The sequence below is a fragment of the Bordetella bronchiseptica genome, from assembly GCF_900636925.1.
Taxonomy (GTDB): Bacteria; Pseudomonadota; Gammaproteobacteria; order Burkholderiales; family Burkholderiaceae_B; genus Bordetella; species Bordetella pertussis.
Genome location: NZ_LR134326.1, coordinates 4,483,918 through 4,509,253 on the forward strand (window position 1 = coordinate 4,483,918; position 25,336 = coordinate 4,509,253).

Annotated in this window: 24 protein-coding genes; 16 read left to right on the forward strand and 8 right to left on the reverse strand. The window is 68.2% G+C overall.

Features of this window, described 5'->3' with window-relative positions:
• Window positions 1-123: 123 nt before the first annotated feature.
• The 7 genes from EL288_RS20930 (at window position 124) to EL288_RS20960 (ending at window position 8,479) form a co-directional block, all read left to right on the forward strand.
• Window positions 124-1,419: an aminotransferase class I/II-fold pyridoxal phosphate-dependent enzyme gene (locus tag EL288_RS20930; RefSeq protein ID WP_225665736.1), complete on the forward strand. Its 1,296-nt coding sequence runs from the start codon at window positions 124-126 to the stop codon at window positions 1,417-1,419.
• Between the two features lie 3 nt (window positions 1,420-1,422).
• Entirely contained in the window at window positions 1,423-2,430 is a 1,008-nt protein-coding gene (locus EL288_RS20935) for a glutamate cyclase domain-containing protein (RefSeq protein WP_015064572.1), read from the forward strand.
• A gap of 20 nt (window positions 2,431-2,450) precedes the next feature.
• Window positions 2,451-3,446: a Bug family tripartite tricarboxylate transporter substrate binding protein gene (locus EL288_RS20940; RefSeq protein WP_003808053.1), complete on the forward strand. Its 996-nt coding sequence runs from the start codon at window positions 2,451-2,453 to the stop codon at window positions 3,444-3,446.
• Window positions 3,447-3,561: 115 nt separating this feature from the next.
• On the forward strand, window positions 3,562-4,482 hold the full coding sequence (locus EL288_RS20945; protein ID WP_033458317.1) for a LysR family transcriptional regulator: 921 nt from the start codon (window positions 3,562-3,564) through the stop codon (window positions 4,480-4,482).
• A 123-nt stretch (window positions 4,483-4,605) separates the two neighbouring features.
• Window positions 4,606-5,892: an NAD(P)-binding domain-containing protein gene (locus tag EL288_RS20950; protein ID WP_050486095.1), complete on the forward strand. Its 1,287-nt coding sequence runs from the start codon at window positions 4,606-4,608 to the stop codon at window positions 5,890-5,892.
• Between the two features lie 89 nt (window positions 5,893-5,981).
• Window positions 5,982-6,989 carry a Bug family tripartite tricarboxylate transporter substrate binding protein gene (locus EL288_RS20955; protein ID WP_033458319.1) on the forward strand — a complete coding sequence of 336 codons (1,008 nt, stop codon included), beginning with the start codon at window positions 5,982-5,984 and terminating at the stop codon, window positions 6,987-6,989.
• 5 nt (window positions 6,990-6,994) lie between these two features.
• A complete protein-coding gene (locus EL288_RS20960; protein WP_033458321.1) occupies window positions 6,995-8,479 on the forward strand; it encodes an aldehyde dehydrogenase family protein in 1,485 nt (494 codons plus the stop codon).
• A gap of 29 nt (window positions 8,480-8,508) precedes the next feature.
• On the opposite strand, the gene EL288_RS20965 is transcribed toward EL288_RS20960, so the two are convergent.
• The 4 genes from EL288_RS20965 to EL288_RS20980 all read right to left on the reverse strand — a co-directional run bounded on the left by EL288_RS20965 (window position 8,509) and on the right by EL288_RS20980 (window position 11,974).
• Entirely contained in the window at window positions 8,509-9,486 is a 978-nt protein-coding gene (locus EL288_RS20965) for a Bug family tripartite tricarboxylate transporter substrate binding protein (RefSeq protein WP_010927608.1), read from the reverse strand.
• 67 nt (window positions 9,487-9,553) lie between these two features.
• Window positions 9,554-10,303 carry an SDR family NAD(P)-dependent oxidoreductase gene (locus tag EL288_RS20970; protein WP_003808041.1) on the reverse strand — a complete coding sequence of 250 codons (750 nt, stop codon included), beginning with the start codon at window positions 10,301-10,303 and terminating at the stop codon, window positions 9,554-9,556.
• A 96-nt stretch (window positions 10,304-10,399) separates the two neighbouring features.
• A complete protein-coding gene (locus tag EL288_RS20975) occupies window positions 10,400-11,065 on the reverse strand; it encodes a Crp/Fnr family transcriptional regulator (RefSeq protein WP_225665738.1) in 666 nt (221 codons plus the stop codon).
• A gap of 66 nt (window positions 11,066-11,131) precedes the next feature.
• Window positions 11,132-11,974, reverse strand: a complete 843-nt coding sequence (locus tag EL288_RS20980; protein WP_225665741.1) for an IclR family transcriptional regulator — start codon at window positions 11,972-11,974, stop codon at window positions 11,132-11,134.
• A 230-nt stretch (window positions 11,975-12,204) separates the two neighbouring features.
• Between EL288_RS20980 and EL288_RS20985 the strand changes: the two genes are divergently transcribed.
• From EL288_RS20985 to EL288_RS21025, 9 genes are read left to right on the forward strand one after another with little or no spacing between them, the layout of a single operon-like run.
• On the forward strand, window positions 12,205-13,311 hold the full coding sequence (locus tag EL288_RS20985; RefSeq protein ID WP_003808035.1) for an LLM class flavin-dependent oxidoreductase: 1,107 nt from the start codon (window positions 12,205-12,207) through the stop codon (window positions 13,309-13,311).
• A 31-nt stretch (window positions 13,312-13,342) separates the two neighbouring features.
• Entirely contained in the window at window positions 13,343-14,419 is a 1,077-nt protein-coding gene (locus tag EL288_RS20990; protein ID WP_003819325.1) for an ABC transporter substrate-binding protein, read from the forward strand.
• A 27-nt stretch (window positions 14,420-14,446) separates the two neighbouring features.
• Window positions 14,447-15,262, forward strand: coding sequence for an ABC transporter ATP-binding protein (locus EL288_RS20995; RefSeq protein ID WP_003808032.1), 816 nt, complete (start codon window positions 14,447-14,449; stop codon window positions 15,260-15,262).
• A 15-nt stretch (window positions 15,263-15,277) separates the two neighbouring features.
• Complete coding sequence (locus EL288_RS21000; protein WP_003808030.1) at window positions 15,278-16,063, forward strand: ABC transporter permease; 786 nt, start codon at window positions 15,278-15,280, stop codon at window positions 16,061-16,063.
• A gap of 7 nt (window positions 16,064-16,070) precedes the next feature.
• Entirely contained in the window at window positions 16,071-16,679 is a 609-nt protein-coding gene (gene ssuE, locus EL288_RS21005; RefSeq protein WP_003808029.1) for an NADPH-dependent FMN reductase, read from the forward strand.
• 7 nt (window positions 16,680-16,686) lie between these two features.
• Window positions 16,687-18,144 carry an aldehyde dehydrogenase family protein gene (locus EL288_RS21010; RefSeq protein ID WP_033458323.1) on the forward strand — a complete coding sequence of 486 codons (1,458 nt, stop codon included), beginning with the start codon at window positions 16,687-16,689 and terminating at the stop codon, window positions 18,142-18,144.
• Window positions 18,145-18,183: 39 nt separating this feature from the next.
• Window positions 18,184-18,627 carry a hypothetical protein gene (locus EL288_RS21015; protein WP_010925901.1) on the forward strand — a complete coding sequence of 148 codons (444 nt, stop codon included), beginning with the start codon at window positions 18,184-18,186 and terminating at the stop codon, window positions 18,625-18,627.
• A gap of 17 nt (window positions 18,628-18,644) precedes the next feature.
• Window positions 18,645-19,478 (forward strand): N-formylglutamate deformylase, encoded by an 834-nt coding sequence (hutG, locus tag EL288_RS21020; RefSeq protein WP_010925900.1) that lies wholly within the window; start codon window positions 18,645-18,647, stop codon window positions 19,476-19,478.
• A gap of 3 nt (window positions 19,479-19,481) precedes the next feature.
• Entirely contained in the window at window positions 19,482-20,963 is a 1,482-nt protein-coding gene (locus tag EL288_RS21025; protein ID WP_003808020.1) for an amidase, read from the forward strand.
• Window positions 20,964-21,003: 40 nt separating this feature from the next.
• Here the strand turns inward: EL288_RS21025 and EL288_RS21030 are convergent, their stop codons facing one another.
• The 4 genes from EL288_RS21030 to EL288_RS21045 all read right to left on the reverse strand — a co-directional run bounded on the left by EL288_RS21030 (window position 21,004) and on the right by EL288_RS21045 (window position 25,298).
• On the reverse strand, window positions 21,004-21,762 hold the full coding sequence (locus tag EL288_RS21030) for an enoyl-CoA hydratase/isomerase family protein (RefSeq protein WP_003808019.1): 759 nt from the start codon (window positions 21,760-21,762) through the stop codon (window positions 21,004-21,006).
• 22 nt (window positions 21,763-21,784) lie between these two features.
• Entirely contained in the window at window positions 21,785-22,969 is a 1,185-nt protein-coding gene (locus EL288_RS21035; RefSeq protein ID WP_232018709.1) for an iron-containing alcohol dehydrogenase family protein, read from the reverse strand.
• Window positions 22,966-23,937: a Bug family tripartite tricarboxylate transporter substrate binding protein gene (locus EL288_RS21040; protein ID WP_003808015.1), complete on the reverse strand. Its 972-nt coding sequence runs from the start codon at window positions 23,935-23,937 to the stop codon at window positions 22,966-22,968. Before EL288_RS21040 ends, EL288_RS21035 begins: the two co-directional genes overlap by 4 nt.
• A gap of 98 nt (window positions 23,938-24,035) precedes the next feature.
• Window positions 24,036-25,298 carry a CaiB/BaiF CoA transferase family protein gene (locus tag EL288_RS21045; RefSeq protein ID WP_003808014.1) on the reverse strand — a complete coding sequence of 421 codons (1,263 nt, stop codon included), beginning with the start codon at window positions 25,296-25,298 and terminating at the stop codon, window positions 24,036-24,038.
• Window positions 25,299-25,336: the final 38 nt, after the last annotated feature.

The window sequence follows — 25,336 nt, forward strand, 5'->3', positions numbered from 1 at the left end:
GCTGGGACAGGCCAATCTTAGCGTAAATAAAATTTACGCTACAAGTCAGTTTTACTGTCGTTTTAAATTTCCCAGCGCTGCCTATAATTTTTTCGCAGGCACACCCTCATGGACTGGCAGCGCATGGAAACGACGAAGGGCACGAACGCCCGCACCGACCGGTTTGGCAACCCCGTGGACCCGACGGTGGGTTACGCCCGGGGCAAAATCCTCAAATCCAGCGTGGAGGAACGGCAGCGGCTGGTCCACGCGCAACGCATCGCGACCGGACGGCTGCAGCGGCAAGGCCGCGATTCCATCGCCATCTTCACCGGCAACCTGCGCACCTTTCCCATGCAGGCCGAACGCATGCCCGTCGTGTGCGACGAATGGACCGGCCCGGGGCTGGTCGACGAGGCCTTCCAGGAGGCCGCGGTGCGGCACGTGGGCGGAACCCGGCCGCTGCATACGGCAACGCTGCTGAACCGCACCAGCGGCGGGCTGATTGCCGCGATCGGCGCTCTCTGCCAAGGCCGTCCGGTCGTCAGCGCGGTGCCCGCGGCCAGCAAATCGCACGCGTCGGTCCCGCGCGGCAGCTACGCGGCCAGGGTCGAACTGGTCGAAAGCGACAGCGTCGAGGGCCTCGGGCAGGCCGTCGCCGCCCACGAACCCGCCCTGGTATTGATCACCACGGTATCGAGCAACCTGGACCGCCTGCCCGAGGCCGACATCGTCGCCATGCTGGACATCGCCCGCCAGGGCGGCGCCGTCGTGCTGATGGACGACGCCTACGGCGCGCGCATCCGGCCCATCCTGCATGGTGGCGCGCATGCGCTTGCGCTGGGCGCCGATCTCGTCATCACCAATTGCGACAAGGCGGGCATGGTCGGCCCGCGGGCGGGCCTGCTTGCCGGCCGCGACGCGCTGGTCCAGCGGGTCGCGGCGAAAGCCGCCGAATTCGGCAGCGAAGCGCGCTCGCCCATCATCGCCGCCGTCACGCAGTCCCTCCAGATGTTCGACCCAGCCTGGCTGCGCGAAGAAGCGGCGATGGGAGAGCAGCTGACCGTGTTGTTCGAGCGGAAGTTCGGCCGGCGGCGGGTCCTGCGCAGCGATCTGGGGCCCATCATCGTGGAAGACGACCTGGTCGAGATGGCCCTGGAACGCGCCGGGCTGACAGCCGCGGACACATCCCTGGTGCCCGCCGAGGTCACCTCCGCGCTGGGCGCCATCCTGCTGCGCGACCACGGCGTGCTCACCACCAACACCCATGGGCAGCCGGGCGCCAAGGTCTCGCTGCGCCTGCGCCCCACCCCCGAGGGCGTGGCCCGCGTGGGTGGCCTGGCCACGGTGGTGCAAGCCGTGGAGCGCTCGCTCGGCACCCTGGCGGCGATGATGAAAAACCCCGACGCCGTGGCGAGCCTGGTGATCGGCAAGGAATAGACCATGCACAAGGAATCCGCATTGGCCGCACTGGACCGGCGCCTGGACGTACTGAGCAATATCGACATCGGCGGCAGGGGCGTGGAAGCCCTGCTCGAGGCCTCCCGCGCCACGCTGGGCAACGCCTCGCCAGTCGGCGCCGCCGCCGACCTGCTGGCGGGCCTACGACAGGGCGCCACCGTCCTGTACACGACCGGCTCGGTCTCGCGCGCCTGGATCTCGCCGCGCGTGGGGGAAAACGACGGCCCCGCGGGCACCGCCGTGCTGGCGCGCGCCCTGACGCTGGCGCGCGGCACGCACAACGTAGTCGTATGCGAAGCAACCCTGGCCGAAGGCCTGGCCGCGCTTTTCACCGTGGCCGGATTCTCGGTGCTCTCGTTCGACGAGGCCAGGCACGCCAGCCAGGACGGCAGCCTCGCGGCGGTCTCGTTCGAGACCTTCACGGTCGATACGGCGGATGCCGACCGGCAAGCCGAACGGCTGCTCGCCCGCGTCAAGCCGGACCTGCTGATCTCGGCCGAGCGCGTCGGCCGGGCCCGGGACGGCGTCTACTACAGCATGCGCGCGATCGACTACGGCCAGGGACGCGCCCGCATCGACCACATCTTCGATCTGGCGCGCGCCCGCGGCATCCCCACGCTTTGCATCGGCGACGGCGGCAATGAGATCGGCATGGGCCTGATCGCCGACGCCGTCTCCCGCCATGTGAAGCACGGCGAGAAAATCGGCGCCATCTCCTCGTGCGACGTGCTGGTCTCCGCCGCCTGCAGCAACTGGGGTTGCACCGCCATCGCCGCCGCGCTGGCGGCCCGGCTGGGCATGGCGCCGATCCTGCATACCGCCAGTCTCGAGGAACACCTGCTGCGCCGCGGCGTGGATGTGGGCCTGATCAACTCGGTCGACAACCGCGTCGACCCCAATGTCGACGGCATCCCCCTCGCCACCCACCTGGCCCTGGTCCAGATCATCGAAAGCATGGCGGTCCGCCATATCGCCCAGGCCCCGCGATAACAAAGCACAAGAGGAACGATATGCCCACCACCAAGCCCACCCCCCTCCAATGGCTGAGCCGCTGCGCCGGCGCACTCGCGCTTTCGCTGGCCGGCGCAGCCGCCGCCCTGGCCTCCGACTGGCCGCAACGGCCGATCACGCTGGTCATTCCGTTCGCGCCCGGCGGGTCGGCCGACTCGCTGGGCCGCATCCTGGCCGAGAAGATGGGACAGAAGCTGGGACAAAGCGTCGTCGTGGAGAACCGCCCCGGCGCCGCCACGGTCATCGCAAGCAGTTACGTCGCGCGCGCCAAGCCGGACGGCTACACCCTGTACATCGGCATGATGAACCTCCATGGCATGGACAAGGTGCTCTATACCGGCGTCAACTACGACGGAATCAAGGATTTCACGCACATCAACAAGCTGGTCAGCTTTCCGCTGGTCGTCGTCGCCCGCAATGAAAGCCCGTTCAACAACTTCACCGACCTCATCGCCGCGGCCAGGCAAAGCTCGCGGGGCATCAGCCACGGCAGCGCCGGCGTGGGCTCGTCCAATCACCTCGCGGCCGTGGAGTTCATGCGAGCGGCCAACGTGAAGCTGCTGAACGTCCCCTACAAGGGCGGCAACCCCGCCGCGGTAGCCACCATCGCCGCAGACGTCGACGTCAGCTTCGCCACGCCGCCGACCGTCATGCCCTTGATCGCCGCCGGCCGCATCAAGGCGCTCGGCCTGACCTCCTCCGAACCATCCACGCTGTTCCCGGGCATTGCCTCCGCGAGCCAGGCAGGATTGCCGGGCTACGACTTCAAGGTATGGCACGGACTCTACGGCCCCGCGGGCATGGATCCCCAAGTGACGCAACGCCTGTACGAGGTGTCGACGGCCGTGCTCACGGACCCGGAAGTCCGCGCAAAGCTCAACAGCCTGGGCATGGAGGCCCAGCCCTCCGCGTCGGTGGCGCAGTTCAACCAGTTCGTCCGCACCGTCGCCAAGGACACCGAGGGGCTCGCCGCCCGGGCCAAGGCGGACCAGTAGCGCCGACCGGCAGCGCGCGGGCCGGCGCGCCGCCGCATGGCGCACGCCCCATTGGCCCCGGTCGCCGGCCAGCTCTTACAATCGTCCCCGCCATCACGCAACCAGCGCCGGGATCATGAACGAAGAGCTGAACCTGCATCGCCTGTTCTACCTGTATGAGGCGGTTTCCGCCGGCTCGGTACGCGCGGCCGCGGACAAGCTGAACGTCAACGCATCGGTCGTCAGCCGGCAGATCGCCTTGCTGGAGAAAGAGGTGGCGGCCACGCTGATCGAACGCAGCAGCAGGGGCGTCCAGGCGACCGAAGTCGGCGCCCTGCTCATGGATTTCTACCGCTCGCATCGGTCCATGAGCGACGACCTGGCCGAGAAACTGCGCGAGACCCGCGGCATGCTGCGCGGCCACGTGTCCATCTCGCTTGGCGCCGGTTTCGTCAGCGACCTGATGGGCCCCCCGATCCAGGCGTTCCGCGCCCGCTATCCGCACATCACGCTCAATATCGAAACAGCCGGAACGAACGAGGTGATGCGCAGGGTCTGCGACGACGACGCGCACATCGGCCTGGTTTACCACCCCACACAGGAGAACCGGCTTCTGTCGCGGGCGCATGCCGTGCAACCATTGTGCGCCATCGTGCGCGCGGGCCATCCGCTGCAACGGATCGGCCGGCCGCTGAAACTGGGCGACGTGGCGGATTTCAATATCGCGATGAAACCGATTTCTTTCGGCACCATGCAATTGCTGGACATGGCGGCGCGCGTCGAACATGTGGCCCTGAACGTGTCCCTGACGACCAACTCGTCTTCGGTGATGTACCACTACCTCCGCAGCCAGGAGGCCATCACGTTCGCGCCCGCCTTCTCGATCGCCCAGGAGCTGATCGCCGGAGAACTCGTGGCCCTGCCCATGGATCATCCGGTGCTCTCCAGCGCCGAGGCCCATCTGGTCACCAGGATGGGCCGCTCCCTGCCGCTGAGCGCGCAACGCCTGGCCGCTCACCTGGCCGGCGCCATGACGGCCTTCCAGGCCACGGCCTGAGCAGGCGTTGCCCACAGGGCAACGCAAAATACCGCGCGCGGCAATTCCCTGGCGCGTGCCGCCTTCCTAGACTAGCGCCCATGGCCCTGGCCGCTTCGCCAAGGCTGCATACCGGGAACAGCAATGACCAACGACATATACGACAAGGGTTTGGCGATACGCAAGGAAGTCGTGGGCGCGGACAACGTGGAGCGCTCCCTGCGCGATGCCACCGAATACACCGCGCCATTCCAGGCCCTGGCAACCGAATACTGCTGGGGCCGCGTCTGGGGCCGTGACGAGCTGGATCGCCGCACCCGCAGCATCGCCAACATTGCCATGATGATTGCGCTGAACCGGGCGCCCGAACTGCGGATCCACATCAAGGGCGCGCTGACGAACGGCGTGCCGCGCAAGGAAATCGCCGAGGTCATCCTCCAGAGCGCCGTGTATTGCGGCATCCCCGCCGCCGGCGACGCGTTCCGGCAGATGCAGTCCGTCTTCGACGAAGCGGATGCCGCCGCCGCTTGCGCGCCAGCCAGCCCCGCGGCGCGCAAATCGATCGCCGTCATCGGCCTGGGCGCCATGGGCTACCCGATGGCCGCCCAGCTGGTCCGGGCCGGCCATGACGTCCGTCCGTACGACGCGAATCCCGCCGTGCTCGCCCGGTTCGCCGAGGAATTCAACACCGGCGTCGCGCCGATCGCGTCCTGCGTCGCGGGCGCCGACTTCGTCGTGACGGTCCTGCCCGATTCCACGGTGGTGACGCGCGTGCTCGACGGGGACAACGGCAGCGGCGGCGTCGCCGCCCGCATCAAGCCCGGCGCGACGCTCATCGACATGACCTCCGGCGACCCCGCCACGACCCGCGCGCTCGCCGCGCGCCTGGGCGAGGCGGGCGTACGGATGATCGATGCGCCCGTCTCGGGCGGCTTCGTCAAGGCGCGTACCGGCGAGCTGGCCATCATGGTGGGCGGCGAGGCGGACACCGTCGCCGCGGCCATGGACATCCTGCAGGCCATGGGCACCTCCATCGCGCACGTAGGGCCGATCGGCGCGGGCCATACCGTCAAGGCCCTGAACAACTACATTTCGGCAATCGGCTGGCTGGCGGTGATCGAGGCGATCCATACCGGCAAGCGCTTCGGGCTCGACGTCGCGACCATGAACCGGATCTTCAACCAATCCAGCGGCCGCAACAGCTCGACCGCCAACAAGGTCGAACAGGCCGTGCTGTCCGGCACCTATCACACCGGCTTCTCCCTGGCGTTGATGGCCAAGGACGTCGGTATCGCCGTGGGGCTGGCCAGGCAGATGGACGTCGATGCCGAAGTCGGCACACTGGCCCACCGGATCATCCAGACGGCCCTCGAGCAATCGGAAGAGAAAGACCTGGATAACTCGCGGCTGTTCGACATCCTCTACAGCTGAGGCCTTGGCGGGCCGGCAAGCCGGACCGACGAACGGGGCGCCCGCTCGAAGCGGCGCCCTTTGCATAACGACACCAACCTGGGGAAATCATGTTCCATACCGTCTTGCGCACCTTGCGTCCAACGAAAACCCTCTCCCGCACCGCCATGGTGCTTGCCGCCTGCCTGCTTGTCCCGCTGGCCGCGCCCGCCCAGGCCGCATGGCCCGAGCGTCCGATCAGCTTCATCGTTCCCACCGCCGCGGGCGGCTCTCCGGACGTCGTCTCGCGCCTGCTCGGCCAGCAACTGGGCGTGCAGCTCGGACAGAGCGTCGTCATCGAAAACAAGCCGGGCGCATCGGGCAGCATAGGCGCGATGGCCATCGCGCGGGCCAAGCCCGACGGCTACACCATAGGCTATGCCCCCACGACCATGCTGGCGATAAACCAGTTTCTCTACAAGAAGCTGCCTTACGACGTGGAGCAGGACTTTGACTACGTCACCGAGTTCATCAAGACCTATAACTTCCTGCTCGTCCCTGCCAGCAATCCCGCGAACTCGGTCGACGAACTGGTCGCCTACTTGAAGAAGAAGCCCGAAGGCGCTTTCTTCGCCTCCTCCGGCAACGGGACCACCGGCCATCTTTCCTCTGAAATGTTCATGCAGCGCACCGGAGTCGAGATGACCCATGTCCCGTTCACGGGCAGCGCGGGCGGACTCAGCGAACTGATCGCCGGCCGCGTCGACGTGATGTTCGACAACACGACATCCTCGGCCCCGCTCGTGCAGGCGGGCAAGCTGAAGGCGATCGCGGTCACCTCGCCGCAACGGCTGCCCGAGTTTCCGGACACCCCGACCATGATCGAAAGCGGCGTGCCGGATTTCGACGTATCGGGCTGGGGCGGCATCATCGTGCCGAAAGGCACCCCCGACGATGTCATCGAACGGCTCAACCGGGAAATCAACATCGCGCTTCAAGCCCCGCTGGTACAGGACGGCTTCAAGAAAATCGGGGCTGCCACCGTCGGCGGCAGCAGCGAGGACATGAAGGCCCACGTGGCGCACGACGCCGCGATGTGGGGCGCCGTCATCCGCAACGCCAACATCACGATGGAGTAACGGCGATGACCATCGGCGCACGCCTGCAACACGTCATCGATGGCGGTCCGTGGCCGTCGATCCACTGCGATGGACGGGTCGGCTCGCTCATCGGCGGCGACATCGTGCCGGGCGACGGCGCAGCGATCGAGGTCCTGGACGCATCGACCGGCGAACCGCTGTTCCGTTACCTGGACGGCTCGGACGGGTTGGTCCGGCGCGCGGCCGAAAGCGCCGCGGCGGCGCAAGTCCGGTGGGCGGCCATGCCGGCGGACGGACGCGCCGCCGTGCTGCTTGCCGTGTCGGCGGCGATCCGGGCAAACCTGGCGCGCCTGGCCGAACTGGAAGCCGTGACCGCCGCGCGCCCCATCAGGGACTGCCGCGCCCAGGTCGACCGGGTCGCCGACATGTTCCAGTACTACGCGGGCTGGTGCGACAAGTTCTACGGCGACGTGATTCCCGTTCCCAACCAGTACCTCAACTACACCGTGCGCGAACCCATCGGCGTGCTGCTGCACATCGTGCCGTGGAACTCGCCGCTTTTCATGGCCGCCTGGCACCTGGCGCCCAGTCTGGCGACCGGCAACGCCGTCCTGCTCAAGCCCTCCGAACTCACGCCCCTGAGCGCGATAGCGCTGGTGAGGATCGCGGAATCGGCCGGCCTGCCCACCGGCCTGGTGGCGGTGCTTGCCGGGTTGGGACACACCATGGGCAATGCCGCCATCGAGCATCCCCTGGTACGCAAGATAGGCTTCGTCGGCTCGCCGGAAACCGGCGCCAGGGTCGCGGGCGCCGCCGCCCGCGTCGTCAAGCCCTGTGTGCTGGAACTGGGTGGCAAGTCGGCCAATATTGTCTTTCCGGACGCCGACCTCGATCGGTTTTGCGAAGCCACCGTCAAAGGCATGTTCATAGGCGCCGGGCAGACCTGCGTCGCGCCCTCGCGGCTGATCGTGCACCGCTCACTGGAGCAGCAGGTCGTCGAGCGCCTGCTGGACGCCGCGTCGACCCTGGAAATGGGCTTGCCCGAGCTCGACAGCACCGCGATCGGGCCCATCCACAATCGCCGTCAATTCGACCACGTCAACCGCATGATCGAACAGGGCAGGCGCGATGGCGCCCGGTGCCGCCAGGCGGGCAACGCCGTGCCGCAGCGCGGCCTGTATGTGCCGCCCACCATTTTCACGGGCGTGGCGCGCGATGGCGCGCTGGCCCGCCAGGAAGTGTTCGGGCCCGTCATGGCCTGCCTTCCGTTCGACACCGAGCAAGAGGCCATCGACCTCGCGAACGATACCGAGTTCGGCCTGGCCGGCGCCGTATGGACCCATGATGTGAAGCGGGCCCATCGCGTCGCCGCCGCCATCAACGCCGGCACGTTGTGGATCAACACATACAAATCCACCGACATCCGCTCTCCGTTCGGCGGGATCGGGCTCAGCGGCTACGGCCGCTCCAGCGGCCGCGAAGCGCTGCAGGAATACACCCGCCTGAAAAGCATCTGGGTGGCGACATAGGGCGTCTGGCCGCGCCGCCATCTGCCGCCTCAATCCAGCTTGACGTTGGCCGCCTTGATCACGTCCGCCCAGCGCTGCATGTCCTGCGCCAGGAAGGCCTTGAACGCCGCGCCGTCGGAGACCTCCGGCACGAAGCCGGTGGCGGCGATCTTCTCGACCACGCCGGGATCCTTGAACGCGTCGATCGTGACCGCCGAGACCTTGGCCAGCACCGCCGGCGGCGTGCCGGCCGGCGCGAACAGCGCCGTCCAGGCATCGGCCTCGACATCGCGCACGCCCTCCTGCGCCAGCGTGGGCAGGCTGTCGAGCTGCGGCGCGCGATCCCTGGAAGCCACCGCCAGCGCCACGATCGAACCGTCCTTGATGAAGGGCAGGACGCTGGGCAAGGTGGCGAACGACACGTCCACGAACCCGCCCAGCAGGCCCTGCGCGACCTCGCCCGAGCCCTTGTACGGAATATGGGCCATCTTCACGTCCGCGCTGCGCATGAACATTTCGGCTACCAGGTGCGACGCCGAGCCATTGCCGCTGGAGCCCACGTTCAGGTTTGCGCCAGGCTTGCTGGCCAGCTCGATCAGCCCGCGCACGCTGTCCACGCCCAGGTTCTTGCGCACCACCAGCACGTGCTGCATGCGCGCCAGCCCGGCGATGGGCGTGAAATCGCCCAGCGCGTCGTACGGCAGGTTGGGATAGAGCGCCGAGTTCGCGCCATGCGTCTGGTTGGTGCCCAGCAGCAGCGTATAACCGTCGGGCTGCGCGCGCGCCACTTCCTGGGTGCCGATGATGCCCGAGCCGCCAGGCTTGTTCATGATGACGGCCGGCTGGCCCAGGTTGTCGTTATAGGTCTGCGACACCGTGCGCGCCACCGACTCCAGCGCGCTGCCGGCCGGATACGGCACCACGATGCGGATCGGCCGCGTCGGATAGGCGTCTTGCGCCAACGCCTGGGGCGCCACCACGGCCAGCGCAAGCGTCGCGGCGGACAGGGAACGGAACAGCGATTTCATTGCAGGTCTCCTCCAGTGCTTGCCCGCCTTCCAGGACGGGCTTCGATATCGGCGCGCACGCCGGTGTTCATACAGCCAGGAATCCGCCGTCGACCGCCAGCACCGCGCCGGTGACATAGGCCGACATCGGCGAAGCCAGGAATGTCACGGGTCCGACCAGGTCCTGCGGGCTGCCGAAGCGGCGCATCGGGATGCGCGCCATCAGGGCGCCGCGCCGTTGGGGATCGTCCCGGCTGGACTGGGTCATGGCGGTTTCGATCACGCCGGGCGCCACCGCGTTGACGCGGATGCCGCAAGGCGCCAGCTCCAGCGCCAGCACCTTGGTCAGCATCTGCGCGGCCGCCTTGGACGTCGAATAGGCGATGGACTGCGCCGACGCCCGGCTGGCCGCGATCGAGGTGATGTTGACCACCGCGCCGCGGGTAGCCGCCAGGCCCTCCAGGCAGGCCAGCGTCATGTTGCGCACGCCGTCCACGTTCACGTCCATGGCCTGGCGCCACAGCGCGTCGCGCTCGTCGCCGTCGAAGGCATGCCTGGGACGCACCCCCGCGTTGTTCACGAGCACGCCGAGCGCCCCCAGGTCCTCGCCGACCTGGCGGGCCACCGCGGCGCAACGCGCCGCGTCGCGGACATCGAGCTCATAGGCGGCGGCGCGCGCGCCCTCGGCGCGCAAGGCCTCGGCCGTGCGCCGCGCGCCGGCCAGGTCGATGTCGCACACGGCCACCGCGGCGCCCTGCGCCGCCAGCCCGCGCGCAATCGCCGCGCCGTTGCCCTGCGCGGCGCCCGTCACCAAGGCGATTACATTGTCCAGCAGCATGCCGCCCGCTTCCCCGTGAAAACCATCACTGTAGAAACAAGGCAGGCAGCGGGTTGTATCGCGCGCTACAAAACCGCGGGGATTTTCACGCCGGCCTCAGAACGGCCCCAGCCGCGCGCGCAGGCGCTCGGCGTCGCGGATCTCCACGCCCTTGCCGCGCGTGTCGACCAGTCCCTCCTCGGCCATGGCTTTCAGCGCGCGGGTCACCGTCACCCGGCTCAGGCCGGTCATGCGGGCCAGCTGCTCGTGCGTCAGGCGCAGCGCGCGGGTCTGCTCCGAGCCCGCCGCGATGCGGCCCAGCAGGCCCTCCAGCCGCTCGCGCGGACTGGCCGAGGTTGCCCGCAGCAATTTGCCGATGAGAATGCGGTGCTTGATGCCCAGCAACTGGATCAGCGACACCGCCAGCCCGGGCTCGCCGGCCAGCACCGGCAGCAGTTCGGAGACGCGGTACTCGGTCACGACCGCGGGCGTGACCGCCCTGGCCGTGACATAGCGCGGCTCGTCGACGAAGGCCGAGGCCTCGCCGAAAATCGCGTCCGGCCCGAAGATCTCCAGCAGCAGGACGCCGCCATTGGCGCCGTGCACGACCGTATGCAGGAATCCCGATCGCACCAGGAAGAAGCTGTCGTGCACATCGCCCTGCCTGTATAGCGCCTGGCCCTCGGCGAACGCGCGCACCCGCCCCAGATCGGTGCGCAGCAGCCAGCCCGCGCCGAATTTGCGCGACGTATCCCAGGACGAATAATTGACATCGATGGCCACGGCCCTTCCTGCGTGCAAGCGCGCCGGGCGGCGCGCCATCGCAGGTTACCCGAAAAGCCGCGCGGCTCAGCCGCCGCGCCGCTGGTTGGCGATCTGCGCGCCCAGGCAGGCGGAGATCCTGCCCGCGGCCTCGACCGCGCACTCGATCATCGACTCGACGGTCGGACCGCTACTGATCTGCGTGGGCCGGCCGACGCTGACCGCGGCGATCACGCGGCCGGTGAAGTTGTAGACCGGCGCCGCCACCGACACCGTGCCGCGAAACGAGCCGTCCTCGGAAACGGCATAGCCCTGCTGGCGGATCTGCACGATCTCCTCGATGACCGTGTCGCGCCTGGAGATATCGAAGGCGGAGAAGCGCTTCTCGGCATATTGCCCCAGCTTCTCCAGGATCTCGTCGTCGGCCAGGTCGGCCAGCAGCACCTTGCCCATCGCGGTGGTGGCCAGCGGCACCTCGGAGCCTGGCGCGATGCGGATGTCGTAGTGGCCATAGTCCTGGATCGTGATCAGGTAGATCACGCTCAGGTCGCGCATCACGCCCAGGAACGCATTGAGCCTGTGGGCGTCGACCACGTTGCGCAGCACCGGCGGGGCGCAGGTTTCGATGCGCGCCGAGCGCAGATAGGTGCGCCCCACTTCGAAGGCTTCATAGCCGATCCGGTACTTGCCGGACTCGGGGTTCTTTTCCAGGTAGTTGAGCTCGGAGAGCGAACTCACCAGCCGATGCACCACCGCCACGGGCAGGCCCACGTCGCGGGCCAGTTCGCGCACGCCGATCTCGCCGCCGCAGTGCGCGACGTGGCTCAGCACTCGCAGGCCCTTGGTCATCACCTGGCTTCCGCCCGACTCGGCCCCGCCTTCCTCCTTGCGGGTTTTGCTCCCGTCTGCCGCCACTGTGGCTTCCTCCATCTTATGTTTCGCAAAATCGTTCCGATTATAGAAACAATCGTTCCGCCTTTCAAATCATGAGGCGTAGAGCCAGCACACAAGCCCCTTTTCCCTGTCCAGGGCGGAGTAATGGGAAACCCTATATTGACGCCGGCAGGCGCAGCGGCGATGATGCGCTCATCTTATTCGGAACGATGTTCCTATATTAGGAACACCACAAACAAGCCACACCATTTATAGCAGGAGTTGCCATGAAGGTCATTCTTTTCCATGAGGCCATCTGCCCGGCGGGCACCACGTGGGCCCAGCGCATGAAGGAAGTGGTGGACGAAGCCGTCCATGCGGAAGCCTGCGGCTTCGACGGCTACGCCATGTCGGAACAGCACTTCGCCAGCGGCGAGGCCATCACCTCGGCGCCGGAAATCGTGCTGCCGTACGTGGCCGCGCGCACCACGAAGATGCGCCTGCGCATTGCCTCGGTCAATCTGCTGCCCTACAACCACCCCATCCGCATCGTCGAACAGATGGCCACGCTGGACCTGCTGTCGGGCGGCCGGGCCGAACTGGGCGGCGCGCGCTCGAACAACCCCTACACGCTCGACGCCTTCGGCGTGGATGCCAAGCTGACGCGCGAGTACCGCGACGAGTTCCTGGCCATCATCGGCAAGGGCTTCACGCAGGAAAAACTGGAACACCAGAGCCCCTACTACAACATCCCGCCGCGCCGCATGTCGCCGTGGCCCGTGGGCCGGCGCCCGGTGCCGGTGCACCTGTCGGCCACCAGCCTCGAATCGCACGAGGAAGCCGGCCGGATGGGCGTGGGCGCCATGAGCGGCCTGAGCATCCTGGGCTGGGAGTACGCGCAAGCCTGCATCGACGCCTATCGCAAGGGCGCCGAGAACGCGCAATGCGTGGCCGGCTCCATCACCAAGCGCCAGGCCCTGTTCTCGGTCGGCGTGAACTGCCACGCCGATCGCGCCACGGCGCTGAAGCAGACCGAGGAAAACACCCTGCGCTTCGTCGAAGTCATCATGGACTGGATGACCAAGCTGGCCAAGCGCTCGGAAGGCTATGAGTACTTCGCCCAGATCGAGCGCATCCGCGCCAACATGGACAACCTGCAATACCTCATCGACAACGCGCCCTACATCATGGCCGGCACGCCCGACGACCTGATCGAACGCTGCCGCCGGCTGCACGAAATGGGCATCGACGACCTGATCTGGCGCATCGACGGCATGGGCCACGAAACCAACAAGAAGGCCCTGGAGCTGATCGGCAAGGAAGTGCTGCCGGTCGTGCAGAGCTGGCCCGAACACGAGTACTCGACACCCAGCTCGACCTGGAACCAGAGCTGACTTCACGCCGGCACACGGCCAAGGGGAAGAAATGAAAGCATCGAAACTATTCATCGCCGCCGGCGTGGCCGCGGCACTGGCCGGCGCCGCGCCGGCGGCCGCCAGCGCGGCCGACAAATTCGTGTTCGCCTGGCCGTCGGCCATCAACTCGGGCGTGGCGCCGCTGTCCTATGCCAAGAAGCTGGGCTACTGGCAGGACGAGCGCATCGACCTGACGGTGCAGGTGCTGACCGGCTCGGGGGTCATCGTGCCCCAGCTGCTGGCCGGCAACATCCAGGGCGCCTACTCCAGCCTGGAAACCCTGGTCGTCGCGCGCCAGCCCGGCAAGCCGGATTACCCGATCCTGTTTCCCTATAACTACCTGCGCAACTCGATCTGGGAATTCGCGGTGCTGAAGGACTCGCCCATCCAGTCCTTCGCCGACATGAAGGACGCGACCATCGGCGTGCTGGGGCTGACCTCGGGCAATATTTTCATGTCGCGCGCCATCCTCGCCAGCCAGGGCGTGCCGGCCGGCGACGTCAAGTTCCTGGCCGTGGGCACCGGCGCGGCCGCGTTCGACGCCCTCAAGACGCGCCAGGTGCAGGTGCTCAACCTGTTCGACACCGCGCACGTGCGCGTCGAGCAGAACGGCATCCCGATCCGCCGCGTGCCGCTGCCCGCCGCCTACCAGGGCCTGTCCAGCCACGGCATCTCCGTCACCCGCAAGCTGTACGACCAGAACCCGGACCTGATCGCGCGCTTCGGCCGCGCCCTGACCAAGGGCACCGTGGCCTGCCAGGCCAACCTCGAGAGCTGCATCCGCGCCTATTGGGACGACTACCCGGCGATGAAGCCGCGGCCCGACCAGGAGCAGGCCACGCTCGAGCGCGAGAAGGAAGTGCTGAAGGTGCGCATGGCCAACCTCAACTACTTCCGCGACGGCCAGCCGCGCCAGTACGGCGCGTTCTCGCAGGAAGACTGGACCATGCTCATCGAGGCGCTCAAGCTGGGCAACGAAGTCACCAAGACCGACATTCCGCTGGACACGCTTTATTCCAACAAGCTGGTCGGCGAATACAACAAGTTCGACGCCGATGCCGTGGCCAGGCAGGCCCGGGAGCATTGAGAACGCCGTACGTCAGGAAGCACGCCCATGACTGAACAATCCGGGGGGCCGTCGGTCCCCCAACTCCAGATCGACGCGCTGTCGGTCACTTACGAAACGCGCCGCGGCAGCCTGCTCGCCGTCGACAACATGACGATGAGCGTCGGCCGCAAGGAATTCGTCGCGGTGCTCGGCCCCTCGGGCTGCGGCAAGTCCACGCTGCTAAAGATCGTCTCGGGCCTGCTGCGGCCCAGCGGCGGGCAGGCGCTGCTGGACGGCAGCCGGATCGAAGGCCCGCGCCGCGACGTCGGCATCGTCTTCCAGCAGCCGGTGCTGCTGCCCTGGAAGACCGTCGTCGAAAACGTGCTGGTGCCGATCCGCGCCTTGCGCCTGAACGAGAACGAACACCGCGGCATCGCGCTGGACCTGCTCAAGCTGGTCGGGCTGGAGAAATTCGCCGACCACTATCCGCGCGAACTCTCCGGGGGCATGCAGCAGCGCGTGGGCATCGCGCGCGGCCTGGTGCACAACCCCCGCCTGCTGCTGATGGACGAACCGTTCGCCGCGCTCGACGCCATGACGCGCGAGCAGATGTCCGAGGAGCTGCAAAGCATCTGGATGGAAACGGACAAGGCCGTGCTGTTCATCACCCACTCGATCCACGAAGCCGTCTTCCTGGCCGACCGCGTCATCGTCCTGTCCGAACGCCCGGCCAAGGTCATCGATGATGTCGTCATCGACCTGCCCCGCCCGCGCCAGTCGAACATCGCCTCCAACCCGCGATTCGGCGAACTGTGCGCGCATCTCAAGAGCCACTTCACCACGGCTGCCAATCGCACGGAAAGCCCCGTCGCGAATCATTGACGGGAACACACACCCATGGCAAATCGATTCTCCAACGTCCTGCTGCCCCTGGTCACGCTCGTGCTCATCCTGGGCCTCTGGGACATTTCGGTACGCTGGCTGGGCATGCCGGCCTATCTCCTGCCGCCGCCGCTGGACGTCTTCCGCGCGCTCTGGCATGGCTACTCCACCGGGCTGCTGTGGCCCCACCTGCTGACCACCACCGCCGAAACCATCGGCGGCTTCGTGCTCGGATGCAGCGTGGCGGTGGTCGTGGGCGGGCTGGTGGCGGAATTCCGCCTGCTCGAACGCATGGTCTACCCCTACGTCGTCGCGCTGCAGTCCATGCCCAAGGTCGCGCTGGCTCCCCTGCTCATCGTCTGGTTCGGCTTCGGCCTGATGTCCAAGGTGGTGCTGGTCGCGCTCATCTGCTTCTTCCCGATGTTCGTCAACGTCGTCACGGGGCTGCGCGGCGCCCGCCAGGAACTCATCGACCTGTACACCGCCTTTTCCGCCAGCCGTTTCCAGATCTTCCGCGACATTAAGCTGCCCTCGGCCCTGCCTTCCATCTTCGCCGGGTTGCAGATCGCCCTGGTGCTGTCGCTGCTGGGCGCGGTGGTGGGCGAGTTCGTGGCGTCGCAGAAAGGGCTGGGCAGCCTGATCCAGGCCGCCTCGCTGAACTTCGACCTGCCCATCATGTTCGCCTGCATCCTCACCCTGGCCTTCATGGGCGCCATGGCGACGCTGGTGGTGAACTGGGCGCAACGCCGCCTGCTGTTCTGGCACGAGACCACGGCCGGACAGGACCGCAAAGCAAGGTAAGACCATCATGATCGACGCAAGAATCGTGGCCATCTCGGCCAGCCCCTCACCCACCTCCAAGACCGCGCTGTTCGTCGACCACGTACTGGCGCAACTGGGCCCGCGCGGCCAGCAGGCCCGCCACATCCGCGTGCGCGACATCGACCCGCGGGCGCTGCTGGCCGGCGACTTCGGCAACGCGGCGCTGCGCGAGGCGGCCGCGCTCATCGAGCAGGCCGACGCCGTGATCGTGGCCACGCCCGTCTTCAAGGCGTCCTACTCCGGCCTGCTCAAGGCCTTCCTGGACGTCCTGCCGCAGTTCGCGCTGGCCGGCAAATCGGTCCTCCCGCTGGCCACCGGCGGCAGCGTCGCCCACGTCCTGTCGGTCGACTACGCGCTGCGGCCCGTGCTGCAGTCGATGGGCGCGCGCCACGTCATCCAGGGCTTCTTCCTGGCCGAAGGCGACGTGCTCGCCGCGCCCGCGCCATTCCGCATCCACGAGACCGCCGACGAGAAACTGGCCGAAGTGCTGCACCATTTCCGTTGCGTGCTCGACGCTCCCGTGGCCGACACCCTGCTCGGGCACCCGCGCCCCAACCGCTCGCCGGGCACGGCGGCCCAGTTCGGCTGCGCCTAGGAACACCATGACCTCCTCCCCTGACATCGGCGCCTGCGCCTACATCGGCGGCCGCTGGGCACAGACGCCGGCCGCGCGCACGTTCCGCACCGCGCTGCCCCATGACACGCGCCAGAGCGGCCGGGAGTTCGGCTGCGCCACGCCGGCCGACGCCGAGGCCGCCGTTGCCCGCGCCACGGCCGCCGCCGCCCCCTGGGCCGCCGTGCCGGCGCTGCAACGCGCCGAGCCGCTGCGCAAGGCCGCCGCGCTGCTGCTCGAACGCCTCGACGAACTGACCCGCCTGCTCGCCCTCGAAGCCGGCAAGCCCCTGCAGGAGGCGCGCGGCGAAGTGAGCGCCGCCGCGGGCTTCCTGCACGCCTACGCCGGCTGGCCGGCCTGGGGCGGCCAGGGCGCCGTCAAACGCAACGGCGCGCTGCGCATCGTCCAGGAGAAATTCCCGCGCGGCGTGGCGGCCATCATCACGCCGTGGAACTACCCCCTGTCCAATCCCTGCCAGAAAATCGGCGCGGCGCTGATAGGCGGCAACCCCATCATCTGGCGGCCTTCGGTCTCCACCCCCGCCGTGTCGCTGGCGTTGATCGAAATCATGCACCAGGCGGGCTTTCCCGACGGCGTGTTCAATGCGCTCATCGAGGACGGCGACGCGGTCTCCCGCGCCCTGGTGGCCAGCGAGGCCGTCGCCGCCGTCAGCTTCACCGGCTCGACGCGCGTCGGCCTGCAGGTGGCCGCCGCCGCAGCCGGCCGGGGCGCGGCCGTGCAGTGCGAGATGGGCGGCAAGAACGCCGCCGTGGTCATGCCCGACGCCGACCTCGACCTTGCCGCCGAACGCATCGCCTTTGGCGCCTTCGGCTTTGCCGGCCAGAAATGCACCGCCGTCAGCCGCGTGCTGGTCCACCGCCACATCGCCGACGCGTTCCTGGAACGCCTGCTGGACATCGTCCGCGACCTGCGGCCCGGCCTGCCCCACCAGGAAGAGTCCTGCCTGGCCCCGCTCATCTCGGCGCGCCAGCGCGACCTGCTGGTCGACGCCATCGCCCAGGCGCGCGAACGCGGCGCCCGCCTCATCGAAGGCGGCGCGCCGATCGAACAGGCGCCCTATGCCCACGGCAACTACCTGTCGCCGGCGCTCATCCAGGTCCATGACCTCGATGACCCGCTGTGGACCGACGAGTATTTCGGCCCGGTCCTGGCGTTGCGGGTCTGCGACGACCTGGATCAGGCCATCGCCGAAGTCAACGCCACGCGCTACGGCCTGGGCGCCGCCCTGTTCAGCCACGACGCGCGCGCGATCGGCCGCTTTACCGACCAGGTGCAGGCCGGCGTGGTGAAGATCAACGACGTCCCCCCCGGGCTGTACCCGCACGTCTCCACCGGCGGCTGGAAAGCCTCCGGCCTGGGCCCCAACGAACTATCCGAAGACGGCGTCGATTTCTTTCTGCACAAGAAATCCGTCTACCTGGCCTGATGCCGTCCCCCCACGATCCGTATTGAAGGAGAACACGCCATGGCACACGATCCGATCGAAGTCTGGAAAAAGATGCCCATGAAGGTCTGGCCCGAGCGCTACTGGCTCATCGACGTGCCGGCCGAGCACGGCGAGGCCGTCGCGCGCGCGCTGGCCCATAGCCAGAGCCGGTACGTGGCCGTCATCCGCGACCAGACCGGCTTTTCCCTGGTCGTCGACGAGCAGACCTGGGACGGACACGGCAGCGCGCAGGCCGAACGGCAGAAATTCGGCCCGCTCAAGGTGATCTCCACCGACGGCCCGCTGCCGTTCGACGTCACCGGCTTCATCAAGGCCGCCCTCGAACCGGTCAACACGCTGGGCATGAAGGCCGCCCCGCAATGCGGCGCCGCCGCCGACCATTTCTTCTGCGCCGAAGCCGAGGTCGACCAGGTGGCCGCCGTCTTCGAACGCTTCACGGCCGGCTTTGGCGCCGCCCGATGACCGGACCGCAGACGGCCATGGCGCCGCCATGGCTGACCATCCACGAAGGCGGCTCGCCGCTGGTGTGCAGCATCCCCCACGCCGGCAGCTGGATCCCCGACGAGCTCAGGCACGACTTCGTCTCCGACTGGGATGCCGTGCGCGACTGCGACTGGTGGGTCGACCGGCTCTACGATTTCGCGCGCGACCTGGACGCCACGCTGGTGTGCACCAACGTGTCGCGCTCGGTCATCGACGTCAACCGTCCCGCGGACGGGCGCTCGCTCTACCCCGGGCAGGCCACCACGGGGCTGTGCCCCACCACCAACTTCGACGGCGCGCCGCTTTACCGCGTCGGCCGCGAACCCGATGACGCCGCCATCGCCCGGCGCAAGGCGCAGTACCACCAGCCCTTCCACGCGGCGCTCGCAAGCCAGATCGCGCGGCTGCGCGAGCGGCACTGCGCCGTCGTGCTGTACGACTGCCACGCCATCCGCTCGCGCATCCCGCGCCTGTTCGACGGGCAGCTACCCGCCCTGAACGTCGGCACCAACGACGGCGCCAGCTGCAGCCCGGAACTGCAGGCCATCGTCGCCGACGCCTGCCGCGCCAGCGGCCGCGACTACGTCGTCAACGGCCGCTTCAAGGGCGGCGCCATCACGCGCCAGTACGGACAGCCCGACGCCGGCGTGCACGCCATCCAGATGGAACTGGCCTGCCGCGCCTACATGCATGAACCCGCCGACGCCCCCAGCGAGGAAAACTGGCCCTCGCCGTGGTCGGCCGACGCATCCGCCGCATTGCGCGCCACCCTGCAAACCCTGCTGCAGGCCCTGCGGGATTGGGCCGCGCGCCAGAAACCGAATCGCTGATTTATGCACGCAAGCCACATCATTGACTACCTGAAACTCGATGCGGTCGAGCTGTCCGAGCACATTGCGCGCGGCGACATGACCGCCGAGCACGCCATGCGCTGCGCCCTCGAACTGGCCGGCCGCTACGACGAACCCTACGGGGTGCTGTGCCACGCCCATCCCGAGGCCGCGCTGGAAAGCGCGCGCCAGGGGCGCCCCGGCACCCGCTTCGCCGGCGTTCCGTTCCTGCTCAAGGATTCGGGCCTGCCCTCCACGCGCCTGCCCTCCAGCGTGGGATCGCGCCTGTTCTCCGATACCCGCTACGCCCAGGACTCGACCCTGGCCAGCCGCCTGGAGCAGGCCGGGCTCATACCCTTTGCCCGCACCCGCGTCTCCGAGCTGTGCATGGCGCCGACCAGCGAAGCCGTGCGCTACGGCGGCCCCACGCGCAACCCCTGGGCGCCCGAGCGCTCCGCCGGCGGTTCCAGCGGCGGCTCCGCCGTCGCCGTCGCGCTGGGCATCGTTCCCATGGCGCACGGCAGCGACGGCGGCGGATCGGTGCGCATCCCCGCCGCCTGTTGCGGCGTGTTCGGCTTCAAGCCCTCGCGCGGCCTGCTGCCGGTCGGCCCGCTCAAGGGCGAGAGCCTGGGCGGCATGGCCACCGACGGCGTGCTCAGCCAGACCGTGCGCGACAGCGCCGCGCTGCTCGACGCGGTCAGCGGCTACGAGCCGGGCAGCCCCTATGCCTCTCCGGTATGCGCCAAGCCGCTGAGCGCCAGCGTCGTGCCGGCCATCGGCCGGGCGCGCCTGCGCGTGGGCGTGTGGCGCGAAGCCTGGAACGGCGTGCCCATCGCCCAGCCCTGCCTGCAGGCCGTGCAGCAGGCCGCCGACCTGTGCCGCGAACTCGGCCACGAGGTCGTCGACCTGCCGCTGCCCAATTTCAACTACGACCAGTTCGTCGACGCGCACGCCACCATGCTGGCGACCACCATCGCCCGCCTCGTCGACGCGCGCCTGCGGCAAACGGGCCAATCGCTCGCCGACGGCGACCTCGAGCCCGCCATCGCCGACGGCTACACCCTGGGCAAGCGGATCGACGCCATCACCTACGCCGGCGCCGTCGATTGCTTCCACGGCGTGGGCCGCGCCATCGAGCGCGCCATGGCATCCTGCGACCTCATTCTCTCGCCCGCGCTCACCACCCTGCCGGTCAAGCTGGGCACCCTCACCCCGGTCGGCGGCTTCCTGGACTTCCGCCGGCGCGTCTCGGAATACACCACCTTCCTCGCCATCATCAACGCCTCCGGCCAGCCGGCCGCCAGTGTTCCGCTGTACTGGACGGCCGACGGCCTGCCCGTGGCCGTGCAGCTCATCGGCCACTTCGGCCAGGACGATCTCGTCATGCGCCTGGCCGCGGAATTCGAGCGCGCCGCCCCCTGGCATGGCCGCCTGGCGCGCTTTCGCGGCGACGCCTACGCCCAGGCCCTCGAACGCGCCGCCTGAACCGGCACCCGGCAAGGCGGGCGGCCACGCGCCGCCCGCCTCACTTCTTCAGGAAGGCGCCGATCGCCTGGCGGGTTCCCTCGGTCGAAAAGAGGAAACTCTGCGCGGCCGCCTCCATGTCCAGCGTGGCCTCCAGCGTCGACTCGAAACTGCGGTTGAGCATGCGCTTGATCATCTGCAGCGCCTGCGGCGATTTCAGGCTCAGGGCGCGGGCCTTGCCGCGCACTGCGTCCATCAGGGCATCGGCCGGAAACACGCCGTTGATCATGCCCCACTCCAGGGCCTGCGGCGCGCTCACGCGGTCCGCGAAAAAACACATTTCCTTGGCGCGCGCCAGCCCCACCCTTCTGGGCAGGTGATAGGCCGACCCCTGGTCGGGCGCCAGGCCTATGGCCGAGAAGCTCTGCGTGAAGTACGCCGACTCGCTGGCGTATATCAGGTCGCTTCCCAGCGCCAGGCTGCAGCCGGCCCCCGCGGCCGGCCCGTTGACCGCTGCGATGACCGGCTGCGGCAGGTTGGCGAAGGCCCTGAACCACTGGTGGCTGACGCGCGTGATCAGGTCATTGAGCTCTTCGCTGCTGCACTCGAACTCGCTGATATCGCCGCCGGCGCAGAACGCCCGCCCCGCGCCGGTCAGCACCACGACCCGGATCGCCGTGTCGCCGGCAATCCGCTGCAGGCACGCGGTCATCTGCTTGCGCAGCGCCAGGCTCATGGCATTGAATTTTTCCGGACGGTTGAGCGTCACCTGGCAAATGCCGTCCTCGACGCTGACATCGAGATTGTCGAAATCCATCATGTCTCCAAATTTCCAGCCCGGCTTACCAGGCATCGCGCAACACGGCCTCGATCTGGCCCGGGTGTTCGATCCGGACCGGGTTGTTCCGCAAGTACCAGTCCCGCATGGCCACGGCGGCGATATCCGGCAGGCGCTCGCGGGCGACCCCGGCATCGCGCAAGCGCGACGGGTACGCCGTAGCCGCCGCCAGCTGCGTCAGCGCCCGCGCGACGGCGGCCACGCCGGCATCCGTGCCGCCCCCATCCACCCGCAGGGCCGAGGCCAGCAGTTCGATTCCCCGCCTGGCCGACGGCGCATTGAAGCGCAGCACATGAGGCAGCACGATGGCGTTGGCGATACCGTTGTCGATATTGAACATCGATGAAATCGCGTGCCCGATGGGGATGCACATGCCCGCGCCGGTATGGTCGCTGCCCTGCCCGGCCTGGATCGCATACCAGATCAGGTCGCGGCGCTCGGCCGGCGACGCCAGGGCGCCGCCTTGCGCCAGGCTGCGGTAAAGCCCCCCGGCGGCATGCACCAGGGCCGCGTCCGACAAGGGATGAGCCGTCCTGGACAGCAGCCCCTCGACCGCCAGCGCCAGCGAATTGAAGGCCGCGCTGTGCAGCAGCGCCAGCGGCGCGCTGGCGGTGAATGCGGGATGCAGGAACACGCTGCGGGCCCGGGTCTTGGGATCGAACAGCGCCATCCGCGCCCCGCTCGCTTCGTCCAGCATGGCGCTGCCCGCCTTGGGGATGGCGGTGGTCGGCGTGGTCGGCACGACGATCTGCGGCATCTTGTCCGCCACCAGCCGGGGGCTGCGCATGCTCCCGTCGGCCAGCCATTGCGTGCACAGGGACGCGACGTCCCCGTCCTCGGCGCGGAGAATGCTGGCGGCGCGCGCCGTCACGATGGCCGAGCCGCCCCCCACGGCGATGACGCACTGCGTACCGCTGGAGCGCAGGTACCGCGCGACGGCCTGTACGGCCGACAACGGGCTGTGCGGCCTGACGTCGGCGCATATGCCGTCCAGCCGGCTTCCCAGCGGCCGGCGTATCAGCGCGAGCAGGCGCTCGTCCCTGGCCATCGAGCGCCCGCAGACGATCACCGCGCTCGCGCACCCCAGCCGGTCCAGCTCGGCCGGCAGCGCCTCGAAACACCCCTCGCCCTCGAACGCCCGCATCTCCGGGGTGTGGTACCTGGCATAGGATGGCATCTTCTGCCTCACTGCACCGTCATGCCCGTCGTTTCCACGATCTTGCGCCATTTCGCGATCTCGCTCTTCTGGAAGTTGTCCATCTCTGCCATGCTGCCCGGCTGGACGATCCAGCCATTGCGGGCCAGGAAGTCGGCCACCGCCTGCTCCTTCACGATGTCGTTGAACATGGCGTTCAGGTACTTGCGCCGGTCCTCGGGCACGCCCTTGGGCGTATAGGCGGCGATCCATCCCAGGAATTCGTAGCCCTGCACGCCCTGCTCGGCGATGGTCGGCACGTTCTCCAGCCCCGGGATCCGGGTCCTGGTCGACACCCCGATGGGCTTGACCTGCCCGCCCGTGATCATGGGCTGCGCCGCGATGGAGTCCGCGAACACCACGTCCACCTGGCCGCCGACCAGGTCCGTCAAGGCCGCCGGTACGGATTTATAGGGCACGTTCATCAGGTCCACGCCGACGTACGACTTCAGGAGTTCGCCGCCCGCCTGCGACGACGAATTGCCCGAGCCGAACGTCATCGGGCGCGGGCTGGCCTTCGCCGCCGCGATGAAGTCCTGGACATTGTTGATCCTGGAGTCGGCCTTCACCACCATCACGACGCCGCCGACGCCGACCAGGCCTATCGGATCGAAGTCGGCCACCGGGTCATAGGGCAGCGACTTGTACAGGCTGGGGTTGGCGCCATGCGTGGTGCTGGTGGTCAGCAGGATGTTGTAGCCGTTGGCGGTTGCCTTCTTCGCATGCTGCGCGCCGATGATGCCATTGGCGCCAGCCTTGTTTTCCACGATCGCCGCGAGCCCCGTCTTCTCGGTAATGGCCTTGCCGATGTGGCGCGCCAGCAGGTCGGTGCCCCCGCCCGCGCCGAACGGAACGATCAGCGTGAATGGCTCGCTGGGATAGGGTTTGGTCTGCGCCTGGCTCGCGGCGCCCGCCAGGCAGGCCAGGGACGCCGCGATCAACGCGACAACTTTGCGATGCATTTTTTTCATCATGTTCATGATATGGATACGGGGCAGGCTCCGGGCGCCAGGTTCATGGGCGTACGGAACAGGCCGGCGTATTTGTCTCCTTGGTTGAATCAGATCACGCCTTTTTCTTCCAGCCGCCGGATCTCGGCGTCGGAAAGGCCCAATATGTCCGCGTACACCGATGCATTGGCCTGGCCGAGCGCCTGGGCCGGTACATCGAATTGCGCGTGGCATTCCGAGAAACCGATGGGCAGCCCCATGCCGCGCACCGTGCCGCCATCGGGGGTCTGCAAATCGGTGATGGCGCCGCTGCGGTGCAGGTCCGGATCGTCCAGCATCTCCAGCGGCGTGCGCACCCGCGCCGCCGGCACGCCGCGCTCCTGCACCAGGGCCTGCTCGACAAAGGCAACCGTCTTGTCCCGGGTCCACTCGGACACCAGCGCAGCGAGGTCGGCGGCATGGCGCATCCGCGTGCCGCGGTCGGCAAAGCGCGGGTCGCGCTGCAGGTCGGCCCGGCCCATGGCATCGAGCAGGCTGGCGAACCAGTCCGGGTGCACCGCCGCGATGGCGATGTGGCCGTCCACGCATTCGTAGGTCCCGAACGGCACCAGGCGCTCGTGGTTGTTGCCGGTGCGCATGCGGAAACCCGCCTGGGCCAGCACATCGAAATGCTCCTCGGCCACCCAGGACGACAGGCAATCGAGCATGGACACCTGGATCTTCTGCCCCTTGCCCGTCCTGCCCCGGTAGATCAGCGCCGCCAGGATGCCGTTGACCATGTACAGCGGCGCCAGCAGGTCCGCCACCGGTACCCCGCAGCGCATCGGCGGACCCGACGCCTCGCCGGTCACCGCCATCAGGCCCGACAGCGCCTGCACCAGGATGTCCATGCCTTTGAGGTTCTGGTACTTGCTGGGCTCGCCAAAGGCCTTGATCGACGCATAGATGATGCGATCGTTGATTTCCCGCACACGGGCATAGTCCACGCCCAGGCGCTCCGAGGCCCCTTCGCTCAGGTTCTCGATGAAGACATCGCTTTCGCGCAGCAGCCTGGCGAACAGCGCCCGCCCCTCCGGATCCTTGACGTTGAGCGTGATGCTCTTCTTGTTGCGGGCGCGGTTCAGCAATGTCAGCGACACATCGTCGCTGCCCTGCTGGCCGAAGTTGACCCCGCCCGGCCCCACGAACGGCGGATTGCTGCGGCCCAGGTCGCTGCCGCCCGGCGCCTCGACGCGGATGACCTCGGCGCCCAGACCGCCCAGCAGCATCGAGGCGTAGGGCCCGGCCAGCGCCACGGTCATGTCGAGGACGCGAATGCCTTCGAGCAGCCGATGAGATGAAATAGACATGAAATCAACCAGGTGCGTAAACAATCAATCGGCGGCGGGCCAGCCGGACGCCGGCATCGCCT